The sequence below is a fragment of the Curtobacterium sp. MCLR17_043 genome, from assembly GCF_003224215.1.
GTDB classification, from domain to species: domain Bacteria; phylum Actinomycetota; class Actinomycetes; order Actinomycetales; family Microbacteriaceae; genus Curtobacterium; species Curtobacterium flaccumfaciens.
The window spans coordinates 30,361-56,224 of record NZ_QKLH01000004.1; the positions used below are offsets into that span (position 1 = coordinate 30,361).

Below are 25,864 nucleotides of genomic sequence, written 5' to 3' on the forward strand. Positions count from 1 at the left end.
GCTCGCCCGGAGCGCCTCAGCAGGCCGCTGGCGCGTCCTAAGCGCTGGGGCGCTCCCACGGCGCAGGGAACGGGAAGTAGCGCTCCAGGAAGCCCGTGACGCGCTGCGTGCGCTCTTCGTCGCTGACCTCGGGGAAGCTGCCGTCGTTGAGGCAGAAGAAGTCCACGTTCCGCTTCTTCAGCAGCTCGTCGAGGGCCTTGAGTCCGGAGACCATGGTCGTGTCGATGTACCCGACGGCCGCGTTCTCCTGGATGATCGCCCGACCGGTGAGCAGCGAGTAGTAGTGGTACAGCGAGTTCGTCACCGAGATGTTGTCGGCGGCGCGGAAGCGTGAGGCCGCAGTGGCCGCGAACTCGTCGGCGAACTCGTGCTCCATCTCGGTCATGATCGAGGCGCGCAGGGGCGTCGGCGCGTGCTCGAGGTGCCGGGTCGTCACCGCACCGAAGCGCTGCTGCAGCAGGCGACGGTTCACGCGGGCGGAGTTCTCGAAACCGCTGCGTGCCGGGTTGTTGGAGCCGAGGCCGATCCGGGTCGACGCGAGGATGAACTTCGTGACCGATCCCGGGCTGTAGAACACCGAGGGGTCGACGAGGCGCCCGAAGAACATGTCGTCGTTCGAGTAGATGAAGTGCTCGCTGATGCCCGGGATGTGGTGCAGCTGCGACTCGACGGCCTGCGAGTTGTGCGTCGGCAGCACGGAGGGGTCGGCGAAGAACTCCTCGCTGCGGACGATGCGGACCTTCGGGTGCTCGGCGAGCCAGTGCGGCGCCGGGGAGTCCGTCGCGATGTAGATCTGGCGGATCCACGGCGCGAAGGTGTGCACCGATCGGAGCGCGTACTTCAGTTCGTCGATCTGGCGGAACCGGGCCGGGGCGTCGTCGCCCTCGCCCAGGACGGCGTTCGACTGTGCGGCCTGGCGGGCGCGCTGGTACTCGATGGCGTTGCCGTCGACCCACGAGAAGACGATGTCGATCGGGAACCGGATGTCCGAGACGTGGTCGTCGAACATGTGCTCGACGGTGCGCCAGGTGCGGCCGTAGCGTTCGATGTCGACGAGGACGAACTCGTCGATCGGCAGGCTGCGACGCATCAGGGCGTTCTCGACGGGTGCGAGGACCTCGATGTCGGTGACGCGCCAGAACTCGAGCTGGACGCTCGTCTCGGCGCCGTAGCGCAGGCGTCCGAGCGGCTCGAGCCTCGGGCGGAACACGCGGAGCACTGGTTCTTCGACGGAGCCGAGTCCGTCGTCCTGCACGAGCACGGCCGGCTTGCCCGGGGGCTTCGCGTAGAAGGGCTCGTTGACGGCCGCGGACATCACGGCGCTCTCGGCGCGCTGGCGGTCACGCTCGTCGAGGGCGATCACCGGGCGCTGGTCGTTGCCGCGGATGAGCAGGTGGTCGACGTCAGCCGCGGCGAGTGCGTCGTCGAGGAACAGCAGGTCCTCGATCATCGACTGCTGCGGCGTGAGGTGTCCGTTGATCAGGGTCAGTCGCCCCTTGCGGACGACGACGTCGGACCGGTCGAGACCGCCGGAGGACGGTCGAGGGTTCAGCAGAGGACTCTCGGTCACCGGCTCGGTCTCGTCGTTCATCCATGCCCTTCGGGTGTGCGGTCGGGTCCTGTACCCGACCTGCCGATCCTACCGTCCGTCCGACTCGCGGGGCACCTTGACCACGATGCCCACCACGATGAACAGCGCGGCGGCCACCAGCTGCAGTGCCGCCCACACCTGTCCGGGGATCGGCACCGTGACGAGCGGGTTCCAGCAGACGGCGACGGCGGCCATGAGCAGGGCGGCCCACCAGACCTTCCCGCGCACGCTGAAGACCAGCACGATCAACGCGAGCACCGTGACGCCCCAGCGGGCGAAGACGAAGCCCGACGAGTCGACGATGGCGACGCAGGCCAGCAGCACGATCGCGGCGATCATCGACGGTGCCAGCGCGGGGCGGGTGAAGGGCGGCGTGGTGCGGGCACCGTTGACGGGTGCGGCGGCTGCGGGTCGCGAGGACCCTGCGGGCACGCCGTGCTGGGACGACCCCACCGGGGGCCGTCCCTTGCGTGCGGCCATCAGTCCGCGGAGCCGTCGAGGTCGATCGCCTGGATCGACCGCGACATCGGCGGCAGGTCGCGGACGCGCTCGAGCGCCGGCACCAGCTCGCCGACCAGCGCGCGGTAGCCGTCTTCGGTCAGGTGCAGGCCGTCCTCGGTGAAGCGGGCGTCCAGGTGGTCGCCGTCGGCCAGGGCGGGCCAGGCGTCGAGGTACTGCGCGTGGCACGTGGCGACGAACTGGCGGAGGTGTCGGTTGGCCTGCTCGATCTTCGTGGCGTACTCGGCCTGCCGGGGCAGGATCGACACGAGCAGCAGGCGCACGCCCGGCAGCTCGCGGCGGAGCGTGACCAGGATGGTCTCGACGTTGCGGACCACGTGCTCGGCGCTGGCGCGGTGGTTGCCGAAGTCGTTCGTGCCGATGAGCAGCACGATCACCTCGGGCTGTTCGGCGACGACGGCGTCGAGGCGCGTCAGCACGCCGTCGGTCGTGTCGCCACCGATGCCCTGGTTCAGCGTGTGCTCGTCGGGGAGCCAGGTGTCCCAGTCGCCCTGTTCGGTGATGCTGTCCCCCAGGAAGAGGACGGGGCTGCGGTCGTCGGTCATGCTGCCTCCTCGTGCGCCGGCTCGGGGGTCCCGGTCTGCTGCGTCCGGTTGCGCTGCGTGGACCCGGTGTGGTCGGACTCCCGCTCGGCGGCGGCGGTGATGCGCTCGACCATACCGGGGAAGATGATGCCGTGGAACGGCAGGATGCCGTACCAGTACAGCCGCCCGGCCAGCCCCTGCGGGAAGTAGATGGCCCGCTGGTGGTAGTCGCTGCCGCCGTCGGGGTTCGGTGTGACGGTCATCTCGAGCCAGGCACGACCGGGCGACTTGAACTCGGCTCGGAGTCGCAGGTACCGGCCGCGCTCGAGTCGTTCGACGCGCCACCAGTCGAGCGCGTCGCCCTGCTCCAGGCGCTGCTGGTCACGCCGGCCGCGGTTCAGGCCGACGCCGCCGGCGATCTTGTCCATCCAGCCGCGGGCGACCCAGGCGAGGGGGAACGAGTACCAGCCGTTGTCGCCGCCGATCGACTCGACGACGCGCCAGACGTCCTCGGCGGAGGCACTGGAGTGCCGCTTCCGGTCGTCGACGTAGACCGTGTGCCCGGCCCAGTCGGGGTCGTTCGGCATCGGGTCGGCCGAGGCGCTCGAGAGCGTCGCGCTGCGCCAGCTCGTCTGCACCTGACCGCTGCGCATCTTGTTGAGCGCGAGGCGGACGGCCCGACGGTACGAGGTGAGCCCGCCCTCGGGCTGCGGCACGACATCGTCGATGTCGTGCTCGCGCTGCACGCACTCGAACTGCAGCGACTCGATGATCGGCGTCGCGAGCTTGCGCGGGATCGGGGTGACGGCGTTGAACCAGTGCGCGGCGAGGCGCGGGGTGAGCACCGGCAGGACTGTGATCGGGCGCTGGGGCAGCTTCGCCTCGACCGCGTAGCCGTTCAGCATCTGGCCGTACCGCAGGACGTCGGGGCCGCCGATGTCGAAGGTGCGGTTGACGTCGGCGGGGACGTCGAGCGCGGCCACCAGGTAGTACAGGACGTCGCGGACCGCGATCGGCTGGATGTGGTTGCGGACCCAGCGCGGCGCGGGCATCCACGGCAGGACGTCGGTCAGGTGCCGGATCATCTCGAACGAGGTGCTGCCCGAGCCGATCACGACCCCGGCCTGGTACGCCACCGTCGGCACGCCCGAGCCGAGGAGAATCTCCCCCACCTCCTTGCGGCTGCGGAGGTGCTTGGACAGCTCGCCGTCGGGGTGCAGCCCGCCCAGGTAGACGAACCGGCTGACGCCGGCCGCCTTCGCCTCGCGCGCCATGGTCTCGGCGGCCTCGCGCTCGGCCGACTCGAAGTCGCCGTCGGCCCCCATCGCGTGGGCCAGGTAATAGACCGCCTCGATCCCGTCGACGGCGGCGCGCACCGCCTCGGCGTCCTGGAGATCGCCCTCTGCGACGTCGACCTCACTGCTCCACGGGACGTCCTGGAGCTTCCGGGGGTTGCGCACGAACACCCGGACGGAGTGGCCGGCTTCGAGGAGACGAGGGACGAGACGACCACCGATGTACCCGGTGGCGCCGGTGACGAGGACCTGCATGCCCTGCACGCTACGCGGCACGCCTGACGGGTAGGCTTGCCGGGTGGACAACGCAGCCTTCCCCGTCACCGTCGATGCCGTCCGCGGCCTCATCGACCACGCGATCCTGAAGCCCGAACTCACCCGCGCGGACGTCGACGCCCAGCTCGACGAAGCCGCCGCCCACCGCGTCTTCAGCGTCTGCGTCCGTCCGAGCGACGTCGCCCACGCCGTCGAGCGCCTCACGGGCACCGGCGTCGGCGTCGGCACCGTGATCGGCTTCCCGCACGGCACCACGTCCACCGCGGCGAAGGTCGCCGAGTCGCTGCAGGCCCTGGCCGACGGCGCGTTCGAGCTCGACATGGTGCAGAACATCGGCGCCGCGAAGTCGGGCGACTGGCAGCGCGTCGAGCAGGACGTCCGCGCGGTCGTCGACGCCGCCGGCGACACCGTCGTCAAGGTGATCCTCGAGACCGCGTTCCTGACCGACGACGAGATCGTCGCGGCCTCGCGTGCGGCACAGACCGCCGGCGCCGCCTTCGTGAAGACCTCGACCGGGTTCGCCGGCGGTGGCGCGACGGCCGAGCACATCGCCCTGATGCGCCGCACGGTCGGTGCCGACACCGGCGTGAAGGCCTCCGGCGGCGTCCGCGGGCTCGACACCCTGCTCGAGATGGTCGAGGCGGGCGCGAACCGCATCGGCACGAGCGCCTCGGCCCGCATCCTCGACGAGGTCGCGCACCGCGCCGAGACGGGCGCCGCGTCGGCGCTCGGCGACGACACGACGTCCTACTGAGCCCACGGGGCTGAGCCGACCCGGCTGAGCCCACCGGGCTGAGCCCACGCACCCAGCACGACCCACCACGACCAGGCCGGAGCCCACCGGACGCGACGACGCGTCGGCGACCCGCACCGTGCCTCCAGACCGCCGCATCGGAGCGCGCATGTCCAGCACCGCACCCCAGTCCCCCGCCCTCGCTCTCGCCGTCGACCTCGGCGGCACGAAGGTCGAGGCCGCGCTCGTCACCGACCAGGGCGTCGTGCTGCCGGCGACCCGGTTCCGCAGCCCCACCGGGCCGCAGCGCACCTCGGACGAGCTGCAGGCCGCCGTCGACGAGGTCGTCACGGCCGCGCTCGGCGCGCTGCCCGCCGACGCGACGCTCGTCGGCGTCGGCGTCGGTTCCGCCGGCCCGGTCGACGAGGAGCACGGCCTCGTCTCCCCGCTCAACATGCCGGTCTGGCGTGGCCACCCGCTGCGCGACCGGATCGCGGCGCTCGTGCCGGACGACGTCCCGGTGACGCTCCGCATGGACGGCCTGGCGATCACCCTCGCCGAGCACTGGGTCGGCGCGGCCCAGGGCTACGATCACGTCATGGGCATGATCGTCTCCACCGGCGTCGGCGGCGGGCTCATCCTGCACGGTCGCACCGTCAGCGGACCGACGGGCAACGCCGGCCACATCGGCCACGTCGAGTGCGGCGGCTACGACGACCCCTGCGCCTGCGGCGGCACCGGTTGCCTCGAGGCGATCGCCAGCGGCCCGAAGACCGTGGCCTGGGCACGTCGTCAGGGCTTCGCGGGCACGACCGGCGAGGAGCTCTCGGCCGCCTACGCCGCGGGCGACGAGATCGCCGTCGCCGCGGTCCAGCGGAGCGGCCGTGCCCTCGGGCAGGCCATCGCCGCCGCCACGAGCCTGGTCGACCTCGAGATCGTCGCCATCGGTGGCGGGTTCTCGCACGTCACCCCGGACCTGTTCGAGTACGCCCGGCAGGCCGTGGCGGAGCGTGTCGAGTTCGGGTTCGTCACGAAGGTGCAGATCGTGCCGACCGGGTTGTCCCAGGACGGTCCGCTCATCGGTGCCGCGGCGCTCGTGCACCGCGCCGACGTCCTGCGCTGAGCCCGCGCGTCGCGCCCGGCCGCGTCCGATCCAGCGCGCGGCCGTCGGCTGGTCGCGTCGTCGACGCGGCCCACGCCCTGGACGTGACCGGCGACGGCCTGGATGCGCGGTGCGGGCCCGCCACGGTCCTCCCGGTCGGTGCGTGGCTTGTCCACAGGCCTGTCGGTCGCGTGCGCAGGTCGGGCAGGATGTGCGGGTGCCCCGCCCGCGACTGCTGACCAGTGACGACTGGCCGGAGCCCGAGCTGCGTGCGGCGGTCCTGGCCGGCGAGCTGGTCGCCGTCGGTCCCTGCTGGGCCTCCCCCGCTGAGCCGCAGACGCCGTCGTTGCGCGCCGCCGCTGCCGCCTGGGTCCTGCGGGACGCGCGCCTGATCGCCTGTACCCTGACCGCCGCGTGGATCTGGGGTGCGGTGTCCCGGCCGCCGGCGCCGCTCGAGGCCTGCATCCCGCCCCAGGTCCGTGTCCACGTCGGGCCGGACGTGCGCCTGCGAGAGGTCCGGATCGACGTCGACGACACCGTCGAGCGCTCGCGGCTGCGGGTCACACTGCCGGCGCGGACCGCGGTCGACCTGCTCCGGACGCCGGGGCCGACGGCCGGTGCGTTCGGGGTGGCCGAGGCGACGGCCGTGCACGGGCTGCTCGCGATCGGGGTGGTCACGGCTGCCGAGCTGCAGGCGCGCCTGAGGTCCCTCGGGACGATCCCCATGGTGCGGCAGGCCGAGCGGCGGTTGTGGGGGCTGCAGGGCGCGGCTGGGGGTGCTGCGCGGTAGGGCGTCGCGCGCGCGGGGTGAGGGTGCAGGTGGTCACAACACCCCGCTCACGTCCGCCGAGTGGTCACGAAGCGTCGGTTGGCATGGCCGCAGTCGACGGTTCGTGACCGGTCAACGGTGCCCACGCGACGAGTCGTGACCGGTCGACGGGCTGGAGAAACGGGAGGCGCGGGGCGGGGCTGCCACGGGCCTCCCGGTCCGGCGCGTGCGAGCGGTCACAACACCCCGCTCACGTCCGCCGAGTGGTCACGAACTGTCGGCAGGCAGGACCGCAGCCGACGGTTCGTGACCGCTCGACGGTGCCCGCGCGACGAGTCGTGACCGGTCGGCGGACGGGCCGCGCGGGGCGCTGCCGTCCTAGCCGGCGCTGACGCGGTAGACGTCGTAGACGGCGTCGATGCGTCGCACCGCGTTGAGTACACGGTCGAGGTGGATGGTGTCGCCCATCTCGAACACGAACCGGCTCAGCGCGAGACGGTCGGACGAGGTCGACACCGTCGCGGACAGGATGTTCACGTGGTGGTCGGTCAGCACCCGGGTGACGTCGCTGAGCAGGCCCGACCGATCGAGCGCCTCGATCTGGATCTGCACCAGGAACACCGACTTCGACGACGGGGCCCACTCGACCTCGATCATCCGGTCGGGTTCGTTCATGAGCGACTTCACGTTGGTGCACGACGACTGGTGCACCGAGACGCCCTGGCCTCGGGTGATGAAGCCCACGATCTGGTCGCCCGGCACCGGCGTGCAGCACTTCGCGAGCTTCACGAGGATGTCGGGCGCACCGCGGACCAGCACGCCGCTGTCGCTCGTGCGCAGCTGCCGACTGGTGACCTGGCGCGGGAACGCGAGTTCGGGTTCGTCGGTCTCGGTCTCGGTCTGGACATTGCCGAGGACCTTCTCGATCACCGACTGCGTCGAGACGTGGCCCTCGCCGATGGCGGCGTACAGGGCGGAGACGTCCTCGTACCGCATCGACGAGGCGACCTCGGCGATGCTGTCCTGGCTCATGATGCGCTGGAGCGGCAGGTTCTGCTTGCGCATCGCCCGGGCGATGGCGTCGCGACCCTGCTCGATCGCCTCTTCGCGGCGCTCCTTGGTGAACCACTGCTTGATCTTGTTGCGCGCGCGGGGGCTGCGGACGAACTGCAACCAGTCCTGCGAGGGGCCGGAATCGGGGTTCTTCGACGTGAAGATCTCGACGACGTCGCCGCTGGACAACTGGCTTTCGAGCGGGACCAGGCGGCCGTTGACCTTCGCACCCATCGTGCGGTGGCCGATCTCGGTGTGCACGGCGTAGGCGAAGTCGACCGGGGTGGCTCCGGCGGGGAGCCCGATGACCTTGCCCTGCGGCGTGAAGACGTAGGTTTCCTTCGCGCCGATCTCATAGCGCAGGGAATCGAGGAACTCGCCCGGATCGCTGGTCTCGGCCTGCCAGTCGGTGATGTGGGCGAGCCACGCCATGTCCTGGTCGTCCGTGGTCGACGAGGTACCGGCGTCACGGCCGGCAGCACGCTGCTTGTACTTCCAGTGGGCGGCGACACCGAACTCGGCGCGCTGGTGCATCTCGTGCGTGCGGATCTGGATCTCGACCGCACGACCCTGCGGTCCGAGCACCGTGGTGTGCAGCGACTGGTACAGGTTGAACTTGGGGGTCGCGATGTAGTCCTTGAAGCGACCGGGCAGCGGGGTCCAGCGGGCGTGCACCGAGCCGAGCATGGCGTAGCAGTCGCGCACGGTCGGCACGAGCACGCGGATGCCGACGAGGTCGTAGATCTCGTCGAACTCGCGACCCCGCACGATCATCTTCTGGTAGATCGAGTAGTACTGCTTCGGCCGGCCCATGACGTCGCCGCGGACCTTGGCGGCCTTCAGGTCCTTCTTCAGGGTCCCGATGACGTTCTGGACGAACTGCTCGCGCTTCGGCTGGCGTTCCTTGACCAGGCTGTCGATCTCGACGTAGAGCTTCGGGTGCAGGACCGCGAACGACAGGTCCTCGAGCTCGAGCTTGATCATCTGGATGCCGAGCCGGTGCGCGAGCGGCGCGTAGATCTCGAGCGTCTCCTTCGCCTTGCGCGTGGCAGAGGTCGACTCGACGAAGCCCCACGTGCGGGCGTTGTGCAGGCGGTCGGCGAGCTTGATGACGAGGACGCGGATGTCCTTCGACATCGCGATGACCATCTTGCGGACGGTCTCGGCCTGGGCACTGTCGCCGTACTTGACCTTGTCGAGCTTCGTGACGCCGTCGACGAGCATCGCGATCTCGTCGCCGAAGTCGGCCCGCAGCTGGTCGAGCTGGTAGTCGGTGTCCTCCACCGTGTCGTGCAGGAGCGCAGCCGCGATGGTGATCGTGCCGATGCCGAGGTCGGCCAGGATCTGCGCGACCGCGACGGGGTGCGTGATGTACGGCTCACCGGACTTGCGCTTCTGCCCGTCGTGCGCGCGCTCGGCGACCGAGTAGGCCCGCTCGATGAGCGTCACGTCGGCCTTGGGGTGGTGCGAGCGGACCGTGCGGATCAGTGTGTCCACGGCGCCGGCCGGTTGGGCGCGCGAGAACAGGCGCGGCAGCAGGGAGCGGAGGGAACCGAGGTTGCCGGTGGTGTTCGGACCGATCGGGCTCGAGGGCCGCGGGGCGGAACCCGGGCGGCTCGGCGCGGACGGCTCTTCGCGGGTGTCCGTCATGATGCGCCTCCCAGGACTCGGTCCGAGAGCTCGATCCGAGCTCGATCCGACAAGACTACGCGTCCCCGGTCAGTGCCCGTGACGCGGTTCGCCCTGGGCGTCGCGCTCCACCGGTGCCCCCGCCTGCTCCCAGGCGAGCATGCCGCCGGAGAGGTTGACGGCCGGGACCCCCGACTGCTCGAGCGCCGCGACGATGCGCGATGACCGGCCGCCGGAGTGGCAGACGATGATGGCCGGCTGGTCGCCGCCGTCGATCTCCTGCCAGCGGTCCACGAACTCCGACATCGGCACGAGCGTTGCCTGGGGAGCGTGGACCTCGTCCCACTCCCCCTGCTCGCGGACGTCGAACAGGCGGGCTCCGGCGTCGATGCGGCGCTGGGCCTCGGCGACGTCGATCTCCTGGATCTCGATGGGCATCAGACGTTCGCCTCTGCTGCGTCGACCTCGCGTCGGCGCTTCTCGGCCGCCGCGGTCTTCTTGGCGTCGGACTCCTTGATCTTCGGCTCGTTCTCGCGCAGCTGCGCGTACATCGGCGACGCGATGAAGATCGTCGAGTAGGTGCCGACGATGATGCCGATGAACAGCGCGAGCGAGATGTCGCGCAGGGTACCGGCGCCGAGCACGTACGACCCGATGAAGAGGATCGCCGCGACCGGCAGCAGTGCCACGACCGAGGTGTTGATCGATCGGACGAGGGTCTGGTTGACCGCGAGGTTGACCGACTGCTTGAACGTCCGGATCGACTCCTGCGCGGTGTTCTCACGCACCTTGTCGAAGACCACCACGGTGTCGTAGAGCGAGTAGCCGAGGATCGTCAGGAAGCCGATGACCGCCGCGGGCGTGACCTCGAGCCCGACGATGCCGTACACGCCGGCCGTGATGAGCAGGTCGTGCAGCAGCGCGGCCATCGCGGACAGCGACATCTTCCAGGTGCGGAAGTAGAGCGTCATGAAGACCGCGGCGAGGGCGAGGAAGATCACGAGACCACGGATGGCCTGCGCGAGCACGTCGGCACCCCACGTCGCGCCGATGAAGGTCGCGGCGACCTGGCTCTCCGGGACGTCGTAGGCCTTCGCCAGGGCGTCCTGCACCTCGGTCGTCTGCCGGTCGGTGAGCTGCCCGGTCTGGACCCGGATGCCGTGCGTGCCGAGCTGCGAGACGCGCGGGATCGACTCCGGGACGACGTCCTCGACGGTCTCGGTGGCGATGTTCTGGTCGAGCGTCTTGACGTCGGAGATCGTGAACTCCGAGCCGCCGGTGAACTCGATGCCGAGCTGGTACCCGCCACGGAGCCACGGGGTGACCAGGGAGATCAGGATCATCGCGAGGGCGATGAGGTACCAGGTCTTCCGGCGCCCGATGATGTCGTACGACCGCTTCCCCGTGTAGAGGTCGCTGCCGAACTGGCTGAAGCTGGCCATCAGTCGTCCTTCCCGTCCGGCGTCGAGCCGTTGTCGCCGGAGGCCTGCTGGGCCTTCCGTTCCGCGATCGTCTGTCGGCGCTGTGCCTCACCCGCACTGCGCTGGCGCTTGCCGTCCACGACGGGTGCGCGGAACTGCGCGCGCCCCCGGTAGACGGCGCCGAGTGCTGCCGGGTCGAGACCGCTGAACCGGTGCCCCTCGCCGAAGAACCGGCTGCGGGCGATGAGCTGCATCATCGGGTGGGTGAAGAGCGCGACCACCACGATGTCGATGAGGGTCGTGAGGAGCAGCGTGAACGCGAAGCCCTTCACGTCCGCGACTGCGAGCACGTAGAGCGTGACGGCGGCGAGGAAGTTCACCGCGTCGGAGGCCAGGATCGTGCGGAGCGCGCGCTTCCAGCCGGACTCGACCGCGCTCTCGAGGGCGCGTCCGTCACGGAGTTCGTCACGGATGCGCTCGAAGTAGACGATGAACGAGTCCGCCGTGATGCCGATGGCGACGATCAGACCCGCCACACCGGCCAACGACAGGCGGTAGTCGACGCGCCACGACATGATCGCGATCACGAGGTACGTGAGCACGGCGGCGATCCCGAGCGACAGCACGGTGACGAACGCCAGGGCGCGGTACTGGATCACGGAGTAGATGATCACGAGGATCAGGCCGATCAGACCGGCGACGAGGCCACCGATGAGCTGCGCGGTGCCGAGCGTCGCCGAGATGTTCTCGTTCGACTGCACCTGGAAGTTGATCGGCAGCGCACCGTACTTGAGCTGGTCGGCGAGGGTCTTGGCAGACTCGGCGGTGAAGTTCCCGCTGATCTGCGCCTTGCCGTTGGTGATCGCGGAGTTCGTCGTCGGGGCTTCGATCACCGTGCCGTCGAGCACGATCGCGAACTGGTTCTGCGGCTGCTGGAGCGACACGAGACGGTTCGTGACGGTGCGGAAGTCCTTCGAACCCTCACCGTTGAACGTCAGGTTGACGGCCCACTGGCCCGTCGATGTGCCCTGCGAGTCGGTGGCGAGACCCGAGGTGGCGTTGCTGACGTCGGCTCCGAGGACCTCGACCGGTCCGAGGATGAACTTCGCCGCGCCCGTCTGGTCACAGGTGACGAGGGGCTCGTCATCGGGTGCCGCGGTGATGTCGTCCGGTGCTGCACAGTTGTAGTTGGAGTAAAGGTCCTGCAGCTTCGGCGTGACCCAGTTCAGGTCGCTCGCGTTCGACGGCTTCGCGCTCGGCGTCGCGGCGAGCGATGCCGGCGGCGAGTAGGGCGTCGGCGACGCGGTGCCCTTGCCGTCGCCACCGACGGCCGAGCTCGATGCGGCCTCGGTGAAGAGCACCGGGCGGAAGGTCAGCTTGGCTGCGGCCTCGATGCGGTCGATCGTGGCCTTGTCGGGGCGACCCGGGATCGAGACGACGATGTTGTTCGCGCCCTGGGTGTTGATCTCGGACTCGGAGACACCGGTGGCGTCGATGCGCTGGCGGATGATGTTCACCGCCTGCTGCAGCTGCTGCGAGGTGACGGAGTCGCCCTCGGTGTTCTGCGCCGCGAGGGTCAGCTGCGTGCCGCCCTGCAGGTCCAGAGCCAGCTCCGGCACCCAGCTCGCGCCCTGGTACCACTTGTCGGTGTCGTCCTTCGAAGAGCCGGCGAGGATCGACGCGGCGGTGTTCACGCCGGCGAGGATCGCCATCAGGATCACCAACCAGGTGAGCGAGCGCAGCGCCTTCTTGACGGGTGTCGATCGTGCCACCGGTCGTCTCGTCTTTCTGTTCAGGACCGTCGGCACACCGTGCGACGGCAGAGGGAAGCCGCCGGGTCAGACGACCCGGCGGCCGAGGGCGTCAGTCGTCGGACTTGCGCTTCGTGGCGTCGGTCTCGTCGACGCGGTCGGTGTCGACACGCTCGCCGTAGACCGGCTCACCGTTGAGCTCGGCCACCGGCTTCGGCTCGTCCTCGGTGGTCGTGGTGGTCTCGACGTCGGACGCGTTGTCGTCGACGACGCGCGACAGGGTCTGGCGGTGCACGGTGACGATGGTCCCCGGTGCGATCTCGACGTCAGCGGTGACCTTCTCCTCGTTCACGGAGAGGAGCGTGCCGTAGAGGCCGAAGGACAGCATGACCTTGGCGCCCGGGACCATCTTGTCCACGAGTTCGGCCTGCTGCTTCTTGCGCTTGCGGCTGTTGTAGAACATGAAGGCCGCGAACGCCACGACGATGACGATGAGGATGACTTCTTGACCCATGATGCGTTGCCTTCTCTGGTTGCTCGGTTTCGGGCCGTAGCAGTCTAGGGCACGCCGGTGTCCGTGGCATGTCACTCGACTGATCGGCGTTCAGTCGTCGGTGTCCTGGTCGTCGAAGAGCCCCGGCTGCCCGCCGTCGCCCTGCCCCGGGGTGAGGCCGAGGTGTCGCCAGGCCCGCGGTGTCGCGATGCGCCCGCGGGGGGTACGGGTCACGAGCCCGACGCGGACGAGGAACGGTTCGACGACCGACTCGATGGTCTCGGACTCTTCGCCGACGGAGACGGCGAGGGTGTTCAGACCGACCGGGCCCCCGTCGAACCGGGTCAGCATGATCTCGACCACGGCCCGGTCGAGCCGGTCGAGCCCGAGTTCGTCGACGTCGTACAGGTCGAGCGCACCCTGGACCGCGGCCATGCCGTCGGTGGTGCGGTGCACGAGGGCGTAGTCGCGCACCCGGCGGAGCAGGCGGTTCGCGATGCGCGGGGTGCCGCGGGAGCGTCCGGCGATCTCGCGCAGGGCGGTCCGGTCGATGTCGAGCTCGAGCAGGTGGGCCGCACGGATCAGGACCTGCTCGAGCTCGTCCTTCTCGTAGAACTCGAGGTGGGCGGTGAAGCCGAAGCGGTCGCGCAGCGGGTTCGGCAACAGGCCAGCCCGGGTGGTGGCGCCGACGAGCGTGAACGGTGCGAGGTCGAGCGGGATGCTCGTGGCACCCGCACCCTTGCCCACCATCACGTCGATGCGGAAGTCCTCCATCGCCAGGTAGAGCATCTCTTCTGCCGAGCGGGCCATGCGGTGGATCTCGTCGATGAACAGCACTTCGCCCGGGACCAGGGACGACAGCACGGCGGCGAGGTCACCGGCGTGCTGGATCGCCGGGCCGCTCGACATGCGCAGCGGTCGCCCGGTCTCGTGCGCGACGATCATCGCGAGCGTGGTCTTGCCGAGGCCGGGAGGACCCGCCATCAGGATGTGGTCGGGCGTGCGCTCCTGCATGCCCGCGGCCTTGAGGAGCAGGTCGAGCTGCCCTCGGACCTTGCGCTGCCCGACGAACTCGTCGAGCGAGCGCGGACGGAGCGCGCCTTCGAACGCGAGTTCCTCCTGCGACTCGGCGCCGGCGGACGTGATGCCGCTCACCGGCCGGCTGCCGCGGGTCGGAGTGCACCGAGGGCGGCACGGAGCAGGGCCTGGGTGCCCATCGCGGCGGCACCGGGCTCGTTGGCGACGGCGTCGTCGACCGCGGACTGTGCCGCGTCCTCGCGCCAGCCGAGGCCGATGAGCGCCGAGACGACGTCGACCGCGGCGGGGTGCACTGCGGTCCCCCGTGCGGCCGCGACCACGGCTGCCTGCTCGAAGGCCACGAGCTTGCCGGAGAGCGCGACGATGATGAGCTTGGCGGTCTTCGGGCCGATGCCGGAGACCTTGCGGAAGGCACCGTCGTCCTCGTTCGCGACGGCGTTCGCGATCTGCGCCGGGTCCATGTGGGCCAGGACGCCCATCGCGGACTTCGGGCCGACGCCGGAGACCCCGCGGAGCAGGTCGAACACCTGCAGGGCGTCGGTCGACTCGAACCCGAAGAGCAGGTGCTCGTCCTCGCGCACGATCATGGCGGTCCGCACGAACACCTCGGAACCGTGGCGCATCGTCAGCGCGTGTGCGGGGGTCACGGTGACGGCGTACCCGACTCCCCCGACCTCGATCACCACGGCCGAACCGGCGATGTCGATGCAGGTGCCCCGGAGACTCGCGATCATGCTCCGAGCCTAGGGCCGCCCACCGACGACGCCGACCTGCCACGCCGCGGGCGGGCCGCGGCGGCGGCCGCGCGGGCCAGCGGCGAGTCGACGGTGCCGCCCTGGGCGTCCCGCCAGGCGCGCTGTGCCGGGGTGAGGTTCGTGGCACGCGAGCCGGCGGCGTCGGGTGATCCGAGCCTCCAGGCATGGCACACGGCCAACGCGAGCGCGTCGGCGGCGTCGGCCGGCTTCGGGGCCTCGTCCAGACCGAGCACGCGCGCGATCATGGTCTGCACCTGACGCTTGTCGGCGTTGCCGTAGCCGGTGACGGCGGCCTTGACCTCGGAGGGGGTGTGCAGGCCGACGGGTAGGCCCCGGGCGGCCGCGGCGTGCAGCGCCAGGCCGGCGGCCTGCGCGGTGCCCATCACGGTGCGGACGTTCGCCTGCGCGAACACCCGCTCGACGGCGACCGCATCCGGGTGGTGCTCGTCGATCTCGGCGGCGATGCCGTCGGCGATGCGGAGCAGCCGCTGCTCGAGCGGCATGTCCGGCGGGGTGCGCACGACCGTCACGTGGACGAGCCGTGCGCGCCGGTTCGGTGCGACCTCGACGACGCCGACGCCGCACCGGGTGAGCCCGGGGTCCACCCCGAGCACACGGAGCACGGTTACTCGCCCTCGTCCTCGTCGAGCTCGGCCTGGACGTCCGCGGGGATGTCGAAGTTCGAGTAGACGTTCTGCACGTCGTCCGAGTCCTCGAGCGCGTCGATCAGGCGGAACACCTTGCGGGCGGTCTCGGCGTCGACCGGGACCTTGAGGCCGGGCACGAACTCGGCGTCGGCGGAGTCGTAGTCGATGCCGGCGTCCTGCAGGGCGGTGCGGGCGGCGACCAGGTCGCTCGCCTCGGTGATGATCTCGAAGCCGCCGCCCTGGTCGATGACGTCCTCGACACCGGCGTCCAGCACCGCGGTCATCACGGTGTCCTCGTCGAGGCCGTCGGTCTTCGTGACCGAGATGACGCCCTTGCGCGAGAAGTTGTAGGCGACGCTGCCCGGGTCAGCCATGGTGCCGCCGTTGCGCGACATCGCCGTCCGGACCTCGGCCGCGGCACGGTTCTTGTTGTCCGTGAGGCACTCGATGAGCATCGCGACGCCGTTGGGGCCGTAGCCCTCGTACATGATCGTCGTGTACTCGATGGTCTCGCCCGTGAGACCCGCACCGCGCTTGACGGCGCGGTCGATGTTGTCGTTGGGGACCGAGGTCTTCTTCGCCTTCTGCACGGCGTCGACCAGGGTCGGGTTGCCGGACATGTCGGCACCGCCCATCTTCGCGGCGACCTCGATGTTCTTGATCAGCTTGGCGAACGACTTGGCACGGCGCTGGTCGATGACCGCCTTCTTGTGCTTGGTCGTTGCCCACTTGGAATGCCCGGACACGGTTCTCCTTGCGTCTTGCGGAAAGTCCCGCTCAGTTTAGCGGCCCTGTGGGCCGAACACCGGCTTGGAGGCACGGCGCGGCTTCCGTCCCGCCGGTGCGGCGGGTGGGCGGTCACGCCTCAGGCGCTGCGCACCAGGTCGAGGAACCGGCGGTGGAAGCGGTCCTCGCCGGCGACCTCGGGGTGGAACGCGCTGGCTATGACGTTGCCCTGCTGCACCGCCACGACCTGCCCGTCGGGCAGCGCGCCGAGGACGTGGACGTCGTCGCCGCGCTGCTCCACGACAGGGGCCCGGATGAACACCGCGTGCACCGGGGCCTCTCCGAGGTCGGGCATCGGGATGTCGATCTCGAACGAGTCGTTCTGCGCACCGAACGCGTTGCGGCGCACGGTGGTGTCGAGCACGTCGAGGGTCCGCTGACCGCTGATGCCCTCGGTGATCCGCGACGACAGCATGATCATGCCGGCGCAGGTGCCGTAGGTGGGCAGGCCACCGCGGATCGCGTCGGCGAGGGGCTCGGCGACGCCGAACGCGCGGGACAGCTTGTCCATCACGCTCGACTCGCCCCCGGGGATCACGACGCCGTCGAGGGTCTCGATCTCCTCGGGGCGACGGAGCGGCACCACGTCGGCGCCGAGTTCGGTCAGCGAGGCGATGTGCTCGCGGAAGTCACCCTGCAGCGCCAAGACCCCGATGCGGGGCCGAGCGGCGCTCGTCGGACTACCAGCCACGCTCGGCGAGGCGGTGCGGCGCGGGGACGTCGGCGACGTTGATGCCGACCATCGCCTCGCCCAGACCACGGGACACCTCGGCGATGACCTTGGGGTCGTCGTGGAAGGTCGTCGCCTTGACGATCGCGGCGGCACGCGCTGCCGGGTCGCCGGACTTGAAGATGCCGGAACCGACGAAGACACCGTCGGCACCGAGCTGCATCATCATCGCGGCGTCGGCCGGGGTGGCGACACCACCGGCGGTGAAGAGGACGACGGGGAGCTTGCCGGTGCGGGCGACTTCCTGCACGACGTCGATCGGGGCCTGGAGCTCCTTGGCGGCGACGTAGAGCTCGTCGTCACGCAGGTTGCGGAGCGCCGCGATCTCCTTGGTGATGGTGCGGATGTGCTTGGTGGCCTCGGACACGTCACCGGTGCCGGCCTCGCCCTTGGAACGGATCATGGCCGCGCCCTCGGTGATGCGACGGAGCGCCTCGCCCAGGTTGGTGGCACCGCAGACGAACGGGGTGGTGAACTTCCACTTGTCGATGTGGTTCACGTAGTCGGCCGGCGACAGCACCTCGGACTCGTCGATGTAGTCGACGCCGAGCTCCTGCAGCACCTGCGCCTCGACGAAGTGGCCGATGCGGGCCTTTGCCATGACGGGGATCGACACCGCGGCGATGATCTCCTCGATCATCGAGGGGTCGGACATGCGGGCGACGCCGCCCTGCGCGCGGATGTCGGCGGGGACGCGCTCGAGGGCCATGACGGCGGTCGCACCGGCTTCTTCCGCGATGCGGGCCTGCTCGGCGTCGACGACGTCCATGATCACGCCGCCCTTGAGCATCTCGGCGAGTCCGCGCTTGACGCGGTCGGAGCCGGTGATCGAGGTGCCAGGGGTGCCGGAGGTGCTGGTGCTGTCGCTCATGATGCCGACCAGTCTAGTGCGCCCGGGGCCACCCGTCGGCGACGAGTCGACGGGTCTCGCCGAGCAACTGCGACATGGACTTGGTCCGGGCGATGATCGGGAAGAAGTTCGCGTCCGACTGCCACCGCGGGACGATGTGCTGGTGCAGGTGTGCGGCCACGCCGGCACCGGCGACCTCGCCCTGGTTCATGCCGATGTTGAAGCCGTCGCAGTGCGACACCTCGCGCAGCACCCGCATCGCGGTCTGGGTCAGCTCGCCGATCTCGCGCAGTTCGTCAGGCGTCGCCTCGTCGTAGAGCGGGACGTGCCGGTACGGGCAGACGAGCAGGTGCCCGTTGTTGTACGGGAACAGGTTGAGCAGCACGTAGGCGTGCTCGCCCCGGGCCACGATCAGGGCGTCCTCGTCGGACTTCCGCGGGGCTTCGCAGAACGGGCAGTCGTCGTCGTGCCCGCGTCCCCGGCCTTCACGGCCGGCGTCGATGTAGGCCATCCGGTGCGGGTTCCAGAGCCGCTGGAACGCGTCCGGGACGGCTGCGCCGGTGGCCGCGTCGCGGATCACCAGCGGATCGGTGTCCGCGCCTTCGGAGGGCGCGGCGGCGGTGGGGCCGGCCACGTCGTCGACGTGACCGGTCCCACCGGCCTGCTCCGGGCCTCCCGACTGCGCCATCAGACCTGCGTGCGCTCGCGGATCGCGGTGAGGATGCGGTCCACGGCCTCGTCGACGGGCACCGCGTTGTCCTGGCGGCCGTCGCGGAAGCGGAAGCTGACGGCGCCGGCATCGCGGTCGTCGCCACCGGCGATGAGCTGGAACGGCACCTTCGCCTTGGTGTGCGTGCGGATCTTCTTCTGCATGCGGTCGTCCGAGTGGTCGACCTCGGCGCGGACGCCGTGGGCGCGGAGCTTCGCGATGACCTCGTCGAGGTAGTCGCCGTACTCGGCCGCGACCGGGATGCCGACGACCTGGACGGGCGACAGCCACGCCGGGAACGCGCCTGCGTAGTGCTCGGTGAGGACCCCGAAGAAGCGCTCGATCGAGCCGAACAGCGCGCGGTGGATCATCACCGGACGCTGGCGCGAGCCGTCGGCCGCGGTGTAGTCGATGCCGAAGCGCTCGGGCAGGTTGAAGTCGAGCTGCACGGTCGACATCTGCCAGGTGCGTCCGATGGCGTCGCGGGCCTGCACGGAGATCTTCGGGCCGTAGAACGCGGCGCCGGCCGGGTCCGGCACGAGCTCGAGACCGGACTCCTCGGCGACCTGGCGCAGGGTCTCCGTCGCCACGTCCCAGACCTCGTCGTCACCGACGTACTTCTCCGGGTCCTTCGTCGACAGCTCGAGGTAGAAGTCGTCGAGGCCGTAGTCGCGCAGGAGCGAGAGCACGAACGCGAGGGTCGTGGTCAGCTCCTCCTTCATCTTCTCCTGCGTGGTGAAGATGTGCGCGTCGTCCTGGGTCAGGCCGCGCACGCGGGTGAGGCCGTGGATGACGCCGGACTTCTCGTTGCGGTACACCGTGCCGAACTCGAACATCCGGAGCGGCAGGTCGCGGTAGGAGCGGGGCTGCGACCGGTACGCCAGGATGTGCATCGGGCAGTTCATCGGCTTGAGGTAGTAGTCGGCGCCCTGCCGGGTGACGTTGCCGTCCTCGTCCTTCGCCTCGTCCATGTGCATGGCCGGGAACATGCCGTCCTTGTACCAGCCGAGGTGCCCGGAGGTCTCGAACAGGTCGCCCTTGGTGATGTGGGGCGTGTAGACGAACGAGTAGCCGTTCTCCTCGTGCCGACGGCGCGAGTAGTCCTCCATCTCGCGGCGGATGATGCCGCCCTTCGGGTGGAAGATCGCCAGGCCGGAACCGATCTCGTCGGGGAACGAGAACAGGTCGAGTTCGGCGCCGAGCTTGCGGTGGTCGCGCTTGGCGGCTTCCTCGAGGCGCACCAGGTACGCCTTGAGCTGGTCCTTGTCGGGCCAGGCGGTGCCGTAGATGCGCTGCAGCTGCGGGTTCTTCTCCGAGCCGCGCCAGTACGCGGCGGCGACGCGCATGAGCTTGGCGGCGTTGCCGATCCAGCGGGTGTGCGGGACGTGCGGGCCGCGGCAGAGGTCCTGCCAGAGCACCTCGCCCGACTTCGGGTCGACGTTCTCGTACACGGTGAGCTCGCCGGCACCGACCTCGACGCTCTCGCCGGAGTCACCGTCGGATGCCGCACCCTTGAGGCCGATGAGCTCCTGCTTGTAGGGCTCCCCCGCCATCAGCTCGCGTGCCTGCTCGTCGGTGACGACCACGCGACGGAAGCGCTGGGCCTGCTTGACGATGCGGTCCATGCCCTTCTCGATCGCCTTGAGGTCTTCGGGGGTGAAGGGCTCGGCGACGTCGAAGTCGTAGTAGAAGCCATCGGTGACGGGCGGCCCGATCCCGAGCTTGGCGTCCGGGTTGATCTGCTGCACGGCCTGCGCCAGCACGTGGGCGGCCGAGTGGCGGAGGATGTCGAGCCCGTCCTGCTCCTGCAGGGTGACGGCCTCGGCGGTCTCGCCGGCCTGCACGTCCGCCGCGAGGTCCTTCAGGACACCGTCGACGCGGATCGCGACGACGCCGCGCTCACCGTCGAAGAGCTCGGTGCCGGTCGTGGTCGTCGTCGCGGTCCGGGGCTCGGGTGCCTGGGGAAGCTCGGCGGGCGCGGGTGCGACTGACTCGGTCACGATGATGGGACTCCTCGATCGAAATGGTGCGTCAAGACTAGTGCGAGACGTGCTCGCGTGCGGACGCCGGGGACGCGCTTGTGGAGAGAACGGATGCCGCCCCGACCGCGCGGTTGCCCGCGCTCAGGCCGGGACGGCGCCGAGCGTCGCGACGGGCAGCCGCGGCTCGAGACGCTCGCGCCCGTTCAGGCCGTCGAGCTCGAGCAGAGCGGCGAAGCCGATGGCCTGGTACCCGGCACGTTCGAGCAGCGTGATGGTCGCAGCGCCGGTCCCCCCGGTGGCCAGGACGTCGTCGACGACGAGCACCCGCGTGCCGGCCGGCAGCTGGCCGGGGCGCAGTTCGAGCTCGGCCTCGCCGTACTCCAGCGCGTACTGCTCGCTGAGGACCTCGCCGGGGAGCTTCCCCGCCTTGCGCACGGTGAGCACGCCGACCTGGTGCTGGGCGGCGATGCCCCCGGCCAGTGCGAAGCCCCGGGCCTCGATGCCGGCGACCGCGTCGAACCCGGCTCCGACCGCGAACGGAGCCGCGAGTGCTTCGCACACGCGGCCGAACGCGACGGCGTCGGAGAACACCGGCGTCACGTCACGGAAGAGCACCCCCGGCTTCGGGAAGTCCGGTACGAGGGCGGTGAGGCGTTCGACGAGTGCAGCTGCGGTTTCGGTCACCCGCCAACGGTACGGGAGGCCCGGGGTGCGTCCGACACGTCGGCGCACGGTGCGAGGGTGGTCGCCTCGTGCGGGGCCGACCGATCGCGGCACAGTGCGGGTTCGGTCGGACGGTTTGCCGCAGGTGGCTCGGTGCGAGGTTGTTTCCTCGCACCGAGCCGTTCAGTCCGCACGGGCTTCGGAACGACGCACTGTGCGTGCGTGCTTGACGCCGACGACAGCGCCGGCGCCGCAGCGCCGCAGCGCCGCGGGTCAGCGCCACATCCGCATGGCGGCGCCCTGGGTGATCCAGTCGGCCTCGCGCTGCTGGCGTTCGCGCTCCATGCGGGCCAACGTGGCGAGGTCGACCTCGGGCCGCTCCTTGCGGGTGCGTCGGCTCCAGATGATGAGCGACATCCCGACTCGGAGTGCGATGCGGTCGGCGAGTGAGACCCGGCGGCGCACCGCGCGGGTATCGGGTGGACGGGTGGTGGTCTTCGTGGACACGGTGTTCCCCTTCAGGGCACGGCAGAGCTGCCCGGGTGTCGGGCAGGACGAATCCGCCCGGGTTGCGGGCAGTAGGAAATGAATGCGTGAGAATGCACTCCGGGATGGTCCGGAAAGGTTCGGACAACGATCGCGGAATGCTCGTCGACACCGAGAGCGTCGCACTGTCCACCGACATTCTTCCGGCGTCGTCCGCGCAGATCGGACGGCACGCACCAACGTGCCGTCGAGCCGCTCAGCGGATGAACGAACCGGTGCTGCGCGAGCCTGATCGGCTCAGCGCAAGGTGCCCGGAGGCACAGGTGTCAGGAGAGTGGGACGCCCCGGGTCAGCGGACGCGGAACGGGGTACCGACGCGTCCACGGATTCCACGGAACGGAGTGGTTGCGGAGATCATCATGGTCGGCCCCCTTTCGGTCTCGAGCTGGCGGAGTCGTCCGGGTCGAATGTTCGACCGTTCGCGACGAGTGAACACTATCGGCACCGCAATTCGGAGCGCAACCCCTTTTCCGGAAAACATCCGGAATTGCATTCCCGAACAGGCTGATCACGGTGCGAGGTTCGTGTTCTCGTGTCGACGAGCAGGCCCCGTGCCGAGTTCCCGGCGTGCACCGGAGCCGGGCCTCCCGGCTGCACCGTGCGTCGTCCGCGGACCGGTGGCAGCCCGCGCGCTCGGTGCGGGATCACAGGCCTGCACGGTGCGGGCAACCTCGCACCGTGTGACGGAGCACGCACGGCGCGCGGCGGCGGCGCGCAGCGCAACACCGCGGCGGTCCGCGCACGCCGAAGGCCCGGTACCGAATCGGTACCGGGCCCTCGTTGTGCGTGCGACCGGACTAGACCGCCGCGTGCTCCGCGACGCTCGCCGTCAGGGCATCGCCCTCGACGTCGATCCGCACGGTGTCACCCGCGGTGACCCCGCCCTCGACCACCAGGGTCGCGATGCGGTCGTCGACCTCGCGCTGGATGAGCCGACGGAGCGGGCGGGCGCCGTACTCCGGCTCGTACCCGTGCTCGGCGAGCCAGTCGACCGCCGCGTCGGACACCGACAGGAGCATGTCCTGTGCGACCAGCCGGAGCGCCGTGTCCTGCAGCAGCAGCGACACGATCGACGCGATCTGGGACCGGTCGAGCTTGCGGAACAGCACGATCTCGTCGATGCGATTGATGAACTCGGGCCGCATCGCCTCGCGCAGCTTGCCCATGACGCGGGCCCGCAGGTCGTCTTCGGCGTAGCCGTCCGTCGCGCCGACCGGGGAGAACCCGAGCGCTCCCGAGCGGGAGGCGAGGAACTCCGAGCCGATGTTCGACGTCATGATGACGACCGTGTTCCGGAAGTCGACCGTCCGCCCCTGCCCGTCGGTGAGCCGCCCGTCGTCGAGGACCTGCAGCAGCAGGTTGAAGACGTCCGGGTGGGCCTTCTCGACCTCGTCGAGCAGGATCACCGAGTACGGGTTGCGGCGGACACGCTCGGTGAGCTGGCCGGCCTCGTCGTAGCCGACGTACCCGGGAGGGGCACCGACCAGGCGGGAGACGGTGTGGCGTTCGCCGAACTCGCTCATGTCGAAGCGGAGCATGGCGGACTCGTCACCGAACAGCGACGACGCCAGGGCCTTCGCGAGTTCGGTCTTGCCGACACCCGTCGGGCCGAGGAACAGGAAACTGCCCACCGGACGACGCGGGTCGCCCATGCCGGTCCGGCTGCGCCGTACCGCCTTGGCGATCGCCCGCACGGCGTCGTCCTGGCCGACGACTCGGTCGTGCAGCTCGGACTCGAGCGCGGCGAGCCGCGTCTTGTCGGCCGAGCCGAGGCGGGTCACCGGGATCCCGGTGGCACGTGACACCACGGCGGCGATGTCGGCCTCCGTGATCGACGTGTCCGCGGATTCCTGACGGGAGGCGCGGGTCGCGTCCGCCGACGAGGCGGCGGTGATCCGGGCCTCCAGTCCGACGATCTCGTCGCGCAGGTCGGACGCTTCCTCGTAGTGCTCCTCGGCGACCGCGCGGTCCTTGCGGGCCGTCAGGTCGGCGACCTGGGCACGCAGTGCCTCGACGTCGACGTCGCCCGACAGGGCGAGGCGACGGCGTGCACCGGCCTGGTCGATGAGGTCGATGGCCTTGTCCGGCAGGTGTCGGTCGGTCACGTAGCGGTGCGAGAGCTCGACGGCGGCGCGGAGTGCCTCGGGCGTGTAGGCGACGCCGTGGTGCTCCTCGTAGCGCGGGGCGAGGCCGGTCAGGATCGCGACGGCGTCCTCGACGTTCGGCTCCCCCACCGTGACGGGCTGGAACCGGCGCTCGAGCGCGGCGTCCTTCTCGATCCGGCGGTACTCGTTGAGTGTCGTCGCGCCGACCAGGTGCAGCTCGCCGCGGGCGAGTCGGGGCTTGAGGATGTTGCCGGCGTCCATCGAGCCGCCCTCGCCGCCGCCACCGGCGCCGACGACGGTGTGGAGCTCGTCGACGAAGACGATGAGCTCGTCGGCGTGCGCCGCGATCTCGTCCATCGCCTTGGTGAGGCGCTCCTCGAAGTCGCCGCGGTAGCGGGTGCCGGAGAGCATGCCGGGCAGGTCGAGTGCGACGACCCGCTTGCCCTGCAGCAGGGCGGGGACGTCACCGTCGACGATGCGCTGGGCGAGGCCCTCGACGATCGCGGTCTTGCCGACGCCGGGTTCACCGATCAGCACCGGGTTGTTCTTGGTGCGGCGGAGCAGGATCTCGACGGTCTGCTCGATCTCGTCGGCGCGGCCGATCACCGGGTCGACGTGTCCGTCGCGGGCGCGCTCGGTCAGGTCGGTGCCGAACTGGTCGAGCGTCGGGGTGTCGCTGTCGGTCGCCTGGTCGGTGCCGACGGCGTCGTTGGTTCCTGGCATGGGGCGCCCCTCTCGTGCTGCTGCCGCGGCCTGCTGGGCGTAGTCCTGCATGACCTGCGGGGTGATCCCGGCGCTGGCGAGCAGCTGGCCGGTCACGGTCTCCTGGTCCATCACGAGCGCGAAGAAGACGTGCTCGGGGTCGGTGTAGGTGCTGCCGAAGCCCCGCGCGGCCTGCGTCGCCTCGACGAGGATGCGCTGGGCGGTGCCGGTCAGCGCCGGGCGGCCGGGCTGCTCGGCGAGCGGCTCGTGCGCCATCGGCAGGCGCTGCTCGATCTCCTCGGCGAGTCGCTGGGGATCGACCCCGGCGGAACGCACGACGGCGTCGAACGGTTCGGTGCGGACGAGCACGTGCAGGATGTGCAGTGCGTCGATCTCGCGCTGCCCCTGCGCGACCGCGAACTCGGCGGTGTGCTGGAGCAGCTCGTGGGTCCGGCGGCTGAGCAGCCGGGTGATGTCGACCGGTCGACCGAACGCGCGGACGCGCTGCTGGTCACCGGTGCGCTGTGCCGCGAGCAGGCGGGCGAGGAACTCGTCGAACGAGTCGTTGCTACCGGTCGGGCCGAACGTCTCTGGCAAAGGGACCTCCTGGGGAACTTGAGTGCCTTCGACTCAATGCAACGCAGGAGGGTCCGGGTCATTCCCGGGTGCCGAAAAAACTTGCGGCGACTCGACTCAGGTCCGCGCGATGGGTGCGGCGACCGCCTCGGTGATCCGTGCGAGGTCGGTCGGTGCCACCTCGACGTCGAAGCCGCGACGTCCGCCGGACACGAAGATGCTCGCGTACGACAGCGCCGACTCGTCGAGCACGGTGCGGAGCCGGGTCTTCTGGCCGACCGGGCTGATCCCGCCGACCACGTAGCCCGTGCGCTTCTCGGCGAGGGCGGGATCGGCCAGCGTCGCCTTCTTGCCGCCGACCGCGGCGGCGATCGCCTTGAGGTCGAGCCGGTTCGCCACCGGCACGATCGCGACGGCGAGGGTGCCGTCGACGGAGACGACGAGGGTCTTGAAGACCTGCTCCTCGCGCAGCCCGAGGGCGGCGGCCGCCTCTTCTCCGAAGTTGGTGGCGCTCTCGTGGTGCTCGTACACGTGCGGCGTGTACGGGACCCCGGCCGCCTCGAGCGCGACGGTCGCTGGGGTGCTCGGCGAACCTGCGGTCATGCCGTGATCCTCCCCC

The 25,864-nt window shown here is 70.3% G+C and carries 24 protein-coding genes; 3 read left to right on the forward strand and 21 right to left on the reverse strand.

Going from position 1 to position 25,864, the window contains the following annotated elements:
• Positions 1-37: 37 nt before the first annotated feature.
• From DEJ03_RS04920 to DEJ03_RS04935, 4 genes are read right to left on the reverse strand one after another with little or no spacing between them, the layout of a single operon-like run.
• Positions 38-1,591 (reverse strand): stealth conserved region 3 domain-containing protein, encoded by a 1,554-nt coding sequence (locus DEJ03_RS04920; RefSeq protein ID WP_110863736.1) that lies wholly within the window; start codon positions 1,589-1,591, stop codon positions 38-40.
• A gap of 48 nt (positions 1,592-1,639) precedes the next feature.
• The gene (locus tag DEJ03_RS04925; RefSeq protein WP_110863737.1) at positions 1,640-2,071 is read right to left on the reverse strand and encodes a DUF6804 family protein; all 432 of its coding nucleotides are present in this window, start codon (positions 2,069-2,071) and stop codon (positions 1,640-1,642) included.
• Positions 2,071-2,655 carry a GDSL-type esterase/lipase family protein gene (locus DEJ03_RS04930; RefSeq protein WP_071403838.1) on the reverse strand — a complete coding sequence of 195 codons (585 nt, stop codon included), beginning with the start codon at positions 2,653-2,655 and terminating at the stop codon, positions 2,071-2,073. The genes DEJ03_RS04925 and DEJ03_RS04930 overlap by 1 nt, the downstream gene beginning before the upstream one ends.
• Positions 2,652-4,184, reverse strand: coding sequence for an SDR family oxidoreductase (locus DEJ03_RS04935; RefSeq protein ID WP_228513656.1), 1,533 nt, complete (start codon positions 4,182-4,184; stop codon positions 2,652-2,654). Before DEJ03_RS04935 ends, DEJ03_RS04930 begins: the two co-directional genes overlap by 4 nt.
• A 43-nt stretch (positions 4,185-4,227) precedes the next feature.
• On the opposite strand from DEJ03_RS04935, the gene deoC reads away from it, so the two are divergent.
• The 3 genes from deoC (at position 4,228) to DEJ03_RS17850 (ending at position 6,830) form a co-directional block, all read left to right on the forward strand.
• The gene (deoC, locus tag DEJ03_RS04940; protein ID WP_083404120.1) at positions 4,228-4,959 is read left to right on the forward strand and encodes a deoxyribose-phosphate aldolase; all 732 of its coding nucleotides are present in this window, start codon (positions 4,228-4,230) and stop codon (positions 4,957-4,959) included.
• 148 nt (positions 4,960-5,107) lie between these two features.
• A complete protein-coding gene (locus tag DEJ03_RS04945) occupies positions 5,108-6,061 on the forward strand; it encodes an ROK family protein (protein ID WP_110863739.1) in 954 nt (317 codons plus the stop codon).
• Between the two features lie 196 nt (positions 6,062-6,257).
• Positions 6,258-6,830, forward strand: coding sequence for a type IV toxin-antitoxin system AbiEi family antitoxin (locus DEJ03_RS17850; RefSeq protein WP_181422606.1), 573 nt, complete (start codon positions 6,258-6,260; stop codon positions 6,828-6,830).
• 357 nt (positions 6,831-7,187) lie between these two features.
• Here the strand turns inward: DEJ03_RS17850 and DEJ03_RS04955 are convergent, their stop codons facing one another.
• The 17 genes from DEJ03_RS04955 to ybaK form a co-directional block, all read right to left on the reverse strand.
• The gene (locus DEJ03_RS04955) at positions 7,188-9,512 is read right to left on the reverse strand and encodes a bifunctional (p)ppGpp synthetase/guanosine-3',5'-bis(diphosphate) 3'-pyrophosphohydrolase (protein ID WP_228513657.1); all 2,325 of its coding nucleotides are present in this window, start codon (positions 9,510-9,512) and stop codon (positions 7,188-7,190) included.
• 69 nt (positions 9,513-9,581) lie between these two features.
• Positions 9,582-9,929 carry a rhodanese-like domain-containing protein gene (locus DEJ03_RS04960; RefSeq protein WP_071403840.1) on the reverse strand — a complete coding sequence of 116 codons (348 nt, stop codon included), beginning with the start codon at positions 9,927-9,929 and terminating at the stop codon, positions 9,582-9,584.
• Complete coding sequence (gene secF / locus DEJ03_RS04965) at positions 9,929-10,933, reverse strand: protein translocase subunit SecF (protein WP_071403841.1); 1,005 nt, start codon at positions 10,931-10,933, stop codon at positions 9,929-9,931. Before secF ends, DEJ03_RS04960 begins: the two co-directional genes overlap by 1 nt.
• A complete protein-coding gene (gene secD, locus DEJ03_RS04970) occupies positions 10,933-12,684 on the reverse strand; it encodes a protein translocase subunit SecD (protein WP_110863741.1) in 1,752 nt (583 codons plus the stop codon). Before secD ends, secF begins: the two co-directional genes overlap by 1 nt.
• 91 nt (positions 12,685-12,775) lie before the next feature.
• Positions 12,776-13,177 (reverse strand): preprotein translocase subunit YajC, encoded by a 402-nt coding sequence (gene yajC, locus DEJ03_RS04975; RefSeq protein WP_051596726.1) that lies wholly within the window; start codon positions 13,175-13,177, stop codon positions 12,776-12,778.
• A 90-nt stretch (positions 13,178-13,267) separates the two neighbouring features.
• A complete protein-coding gene (gene ruvB / locus DEJ03_RS04980) occupies positions 13,268-14,311 on the reverse strand; it encodes a Holliday junction branch migration DNA helicase RuvB (RefSeq protein WP_110863742.1) in 1,044 nt (347 codons plus the stop codon).
• Positions 14,308-14,928, reverse strand: a complete 621-nt coding sequence (ruvA, locus tag DEJ03_RS04985) for a Holliday junction branch migration protein RuvA (RefSeq protein ID WP_071403844.1) — start codon at positions 14,926-14,928, stop codon at positions 14,308-14,310. Before ruvA ends, ruvB begins: the two co-directional genes overlap by 4 nt.
• Positions 14,925-15,572 carry a crossover junction endodeoxyribonuclease RuvC gene (gene ruvC, locus DEJ03_RS04990; protein WP_110863743.1) on the reverse strand — a complete coding sequence of 216 codons (648 nt, stop codon included), beginning with the start codon at positions 15,570-15,572 and terminating at the stop codon, positions 14,925-14,927. Before ruvC ends, ruvA begins: the two co-directional genes overlap by 4 nt.
• Positions 15,573-15,574: 2 nt before the next feature.
• A complete protein-coding gene (locus DEJ03_RS04995) occupies positions 15,575-16,342 on the reverse strand; it encodes a YebC/PmpR family DNA-binding transcriptional regulator (protein ID WP_017887357.1) in 768 nt (255 codons plus the stop codon).
• Positions 16,343-16,461: 119 nt separating this feature from the next.
• Entirely contained in the window at positions 16,462-17,073 is a 612-nt protein-coding gene (pdxT, locus tag DEJ03_RS05000; protein ID WP_110863744.1) for a pyridoxal 5'-phosphate synthase glutaminase subunit PdxT, read from the reverse strand.
• Positions 17,063-17,983 (reverse strand): pyridoxal 5'-phosphate synthase lyase subunit PdxS, encoded by a 921-nt coding sequence (gene pdxS, locus DEJ03_RS05005; protein ID WP_017887361.1) that lies wholly within the window; start codon positions 17,981-17,983, stop codon positions 17,063-17,065. Before pdxS ends, pdxT begins: the two co-directional genes overlap by 11 nt.
• A 13-nt stretch (positions 17,984-17,996) precedes the next feature.
• Positions 17,997-18,650, reverse strand: a complete 654-nt coding sequence (locus tag DEJ03_RS05010) for an HIT domain-containing protein (protein WP_258370549.1) — start codon at positions 18,648-18,650, stop codon at positions 17,997-17,999.
• Positions 18,650-20,671, reverse strand: a complete 2,022-nt coding sequence (thrS, locus tag DEJ03_RS05015; RefSeq protein WP_110863745.1) for a threonine--tRNA ligase — start codon at positions 20,669-20,671, stop codon at positions 18,650-18,652. Before thrS ends, DEJ03_RS05010 begins: the two co-directional genes overlap by 1 nt.
• 123 nt (positions 20,672-20,794) lie before the next feature.
• The gene (locus DEJ03_RS05020; protein ID WP_017887364.1) at positions 20,795-21,337 is read right to left on the reverse strand and encodes an adenine phosphoribosyltransferase; all 543 of its coding nucleotides are present in this window, start codon (positions 21,335-21,337) and stop codon (positions 20,795-20,797) included.
• Between the two features lie 252 nt (positions 21,338-21,589).
• On the reverse strand, positions 21,590-21,823 hold the full coding sequence (locus DEJ03_RS05025; protein WP_138803336.1) for a hypothetical protein: 234 nt from the start codon (positions 21,821-21,823) through the stop codon (positions 21,590-21,592).
• A gap of 836 nt (positions 21,824-22,659) precedes the next feature.
• Positions 22,660-25,266 carry an ATP-dependent Clp protease ATP-binding subunit gene (locus tag DEJ03_RS05030; RefSeq protein ID WP_110863746.1) on the reverse strand — a complete coding sequence of 869 codons (2,607 nt, stop codon included), beginning with the start codon at positions 25,264-25,266 and terminating at the stop codon, positions 22,660-22,662.
• Between the two features lie 96 nt (positions 25,267-25,362).
• Positions 25,363-25,848: a Cys-tRNA(Pro) deacylase gene (ybaK, locus tag DEJ03_RS05035; protein ID WP_071244681.1), complete on the reverse strand. Its 486-nt coding sequence runs from the start codon at positions 25,846-25,848 to the stop codon at positions 25,363-25,365.
• Positions 25,849-25,864: the final 16 nt, after the last annotated feature.

Bases quoted from the DNA above. Each gene is read 5' to 3' on its own strand.
- DEJ03_RS04920 (WP_110863736.1), bottom strand. From the start codon at position 1,591: ATGAACGACGAGACCGAGCCGGTGACCGAGAGTCCTCTGCTGAACCCT.
- DEJ03_RS04925 (WP_110863737.1), bottom strand. From the start codon at position 2,071: ATGGCCGCACGCAAGGGACGGCCCCCGGTGGGGTCGTCCCAGCACGGC.
- DEJ03_RS04930 (WP_071403838.1), bottom strand. From the start codon at position 2,655: ATGACCGACGACCGCAGCCCCGTCCTCTTCCTGGGGGACAGCATCACC.
- DEJ03_RS04935 (WP_228513656.1), bottom strand. From the start codon at position 4,184: ATGCAGGTCCTCGTCACCGGCGCCACCGGGTACATCGGTGGTCGTCTC.
- DEJ03_RS04945 (WP_110863739.1), top strand. From the start codon at position 5,108: ATGTCCAGCACCGCACCCCAGTCCCCCGCCCTCGCTCTCGCCGTCGAC.
- DEJ03_RS04955 (WP_228513657.1), bottom strand. From the start codon at position 9,512: ATGACGGACACCCGCGAAGAGCCGTCCGCGCCGAGCCGCCCGGGTTCC.
- DEJ03_RS04960 (WP_071403840.1), bottom strand. From the start codon at position 9,929: ATGCCCATCGAGATCCAGGAGATCGACGTCGCCGAGGCCCAGCGCCGC.
- secF (WP_071403841.1), bottom strand. From the start codon at position 10,933: ATGGCCAGCTTCAGCCAGTTCGGCAGCGACCTCTACACGGGGAAGCGG.
- yajC (WP_051596726.1), bottom strand. From the start codon at position 13,177: ATGGGTCAAGAAGTCATCCTCATCGTCATCGTCGTGGCGTTCGCGGCC.
- ruvA (WP_071403844.1), bottom strand. From the start codon at position 14,928: ATGATCGCGAGTCTCCGGGGCACCTGCATCGACATCGCCGGTTCGGCC.
- pdxS (WP_017887361.1), bottom strand. From the start codon at position 17,983: ATGAGCGACAGCACCAGCACCTCCGGCACCCCTGGCACCTCGATCACC.
- DEJ03_RS05010 (WP_258370549.1), bottom strand. From the start codon at position 18,650: ATGGCGCAGTCGGGAGGCCCGGAGCAGGCCGGTGGGACCGGTCACGTC.
- ybaK (WP_071244681.1), bottom strand. From the start codon at position 25,848: ATGACCGCAGGTTCGCCGAGCACCCCAGCGACCGTCGCGCTCGAGGCG.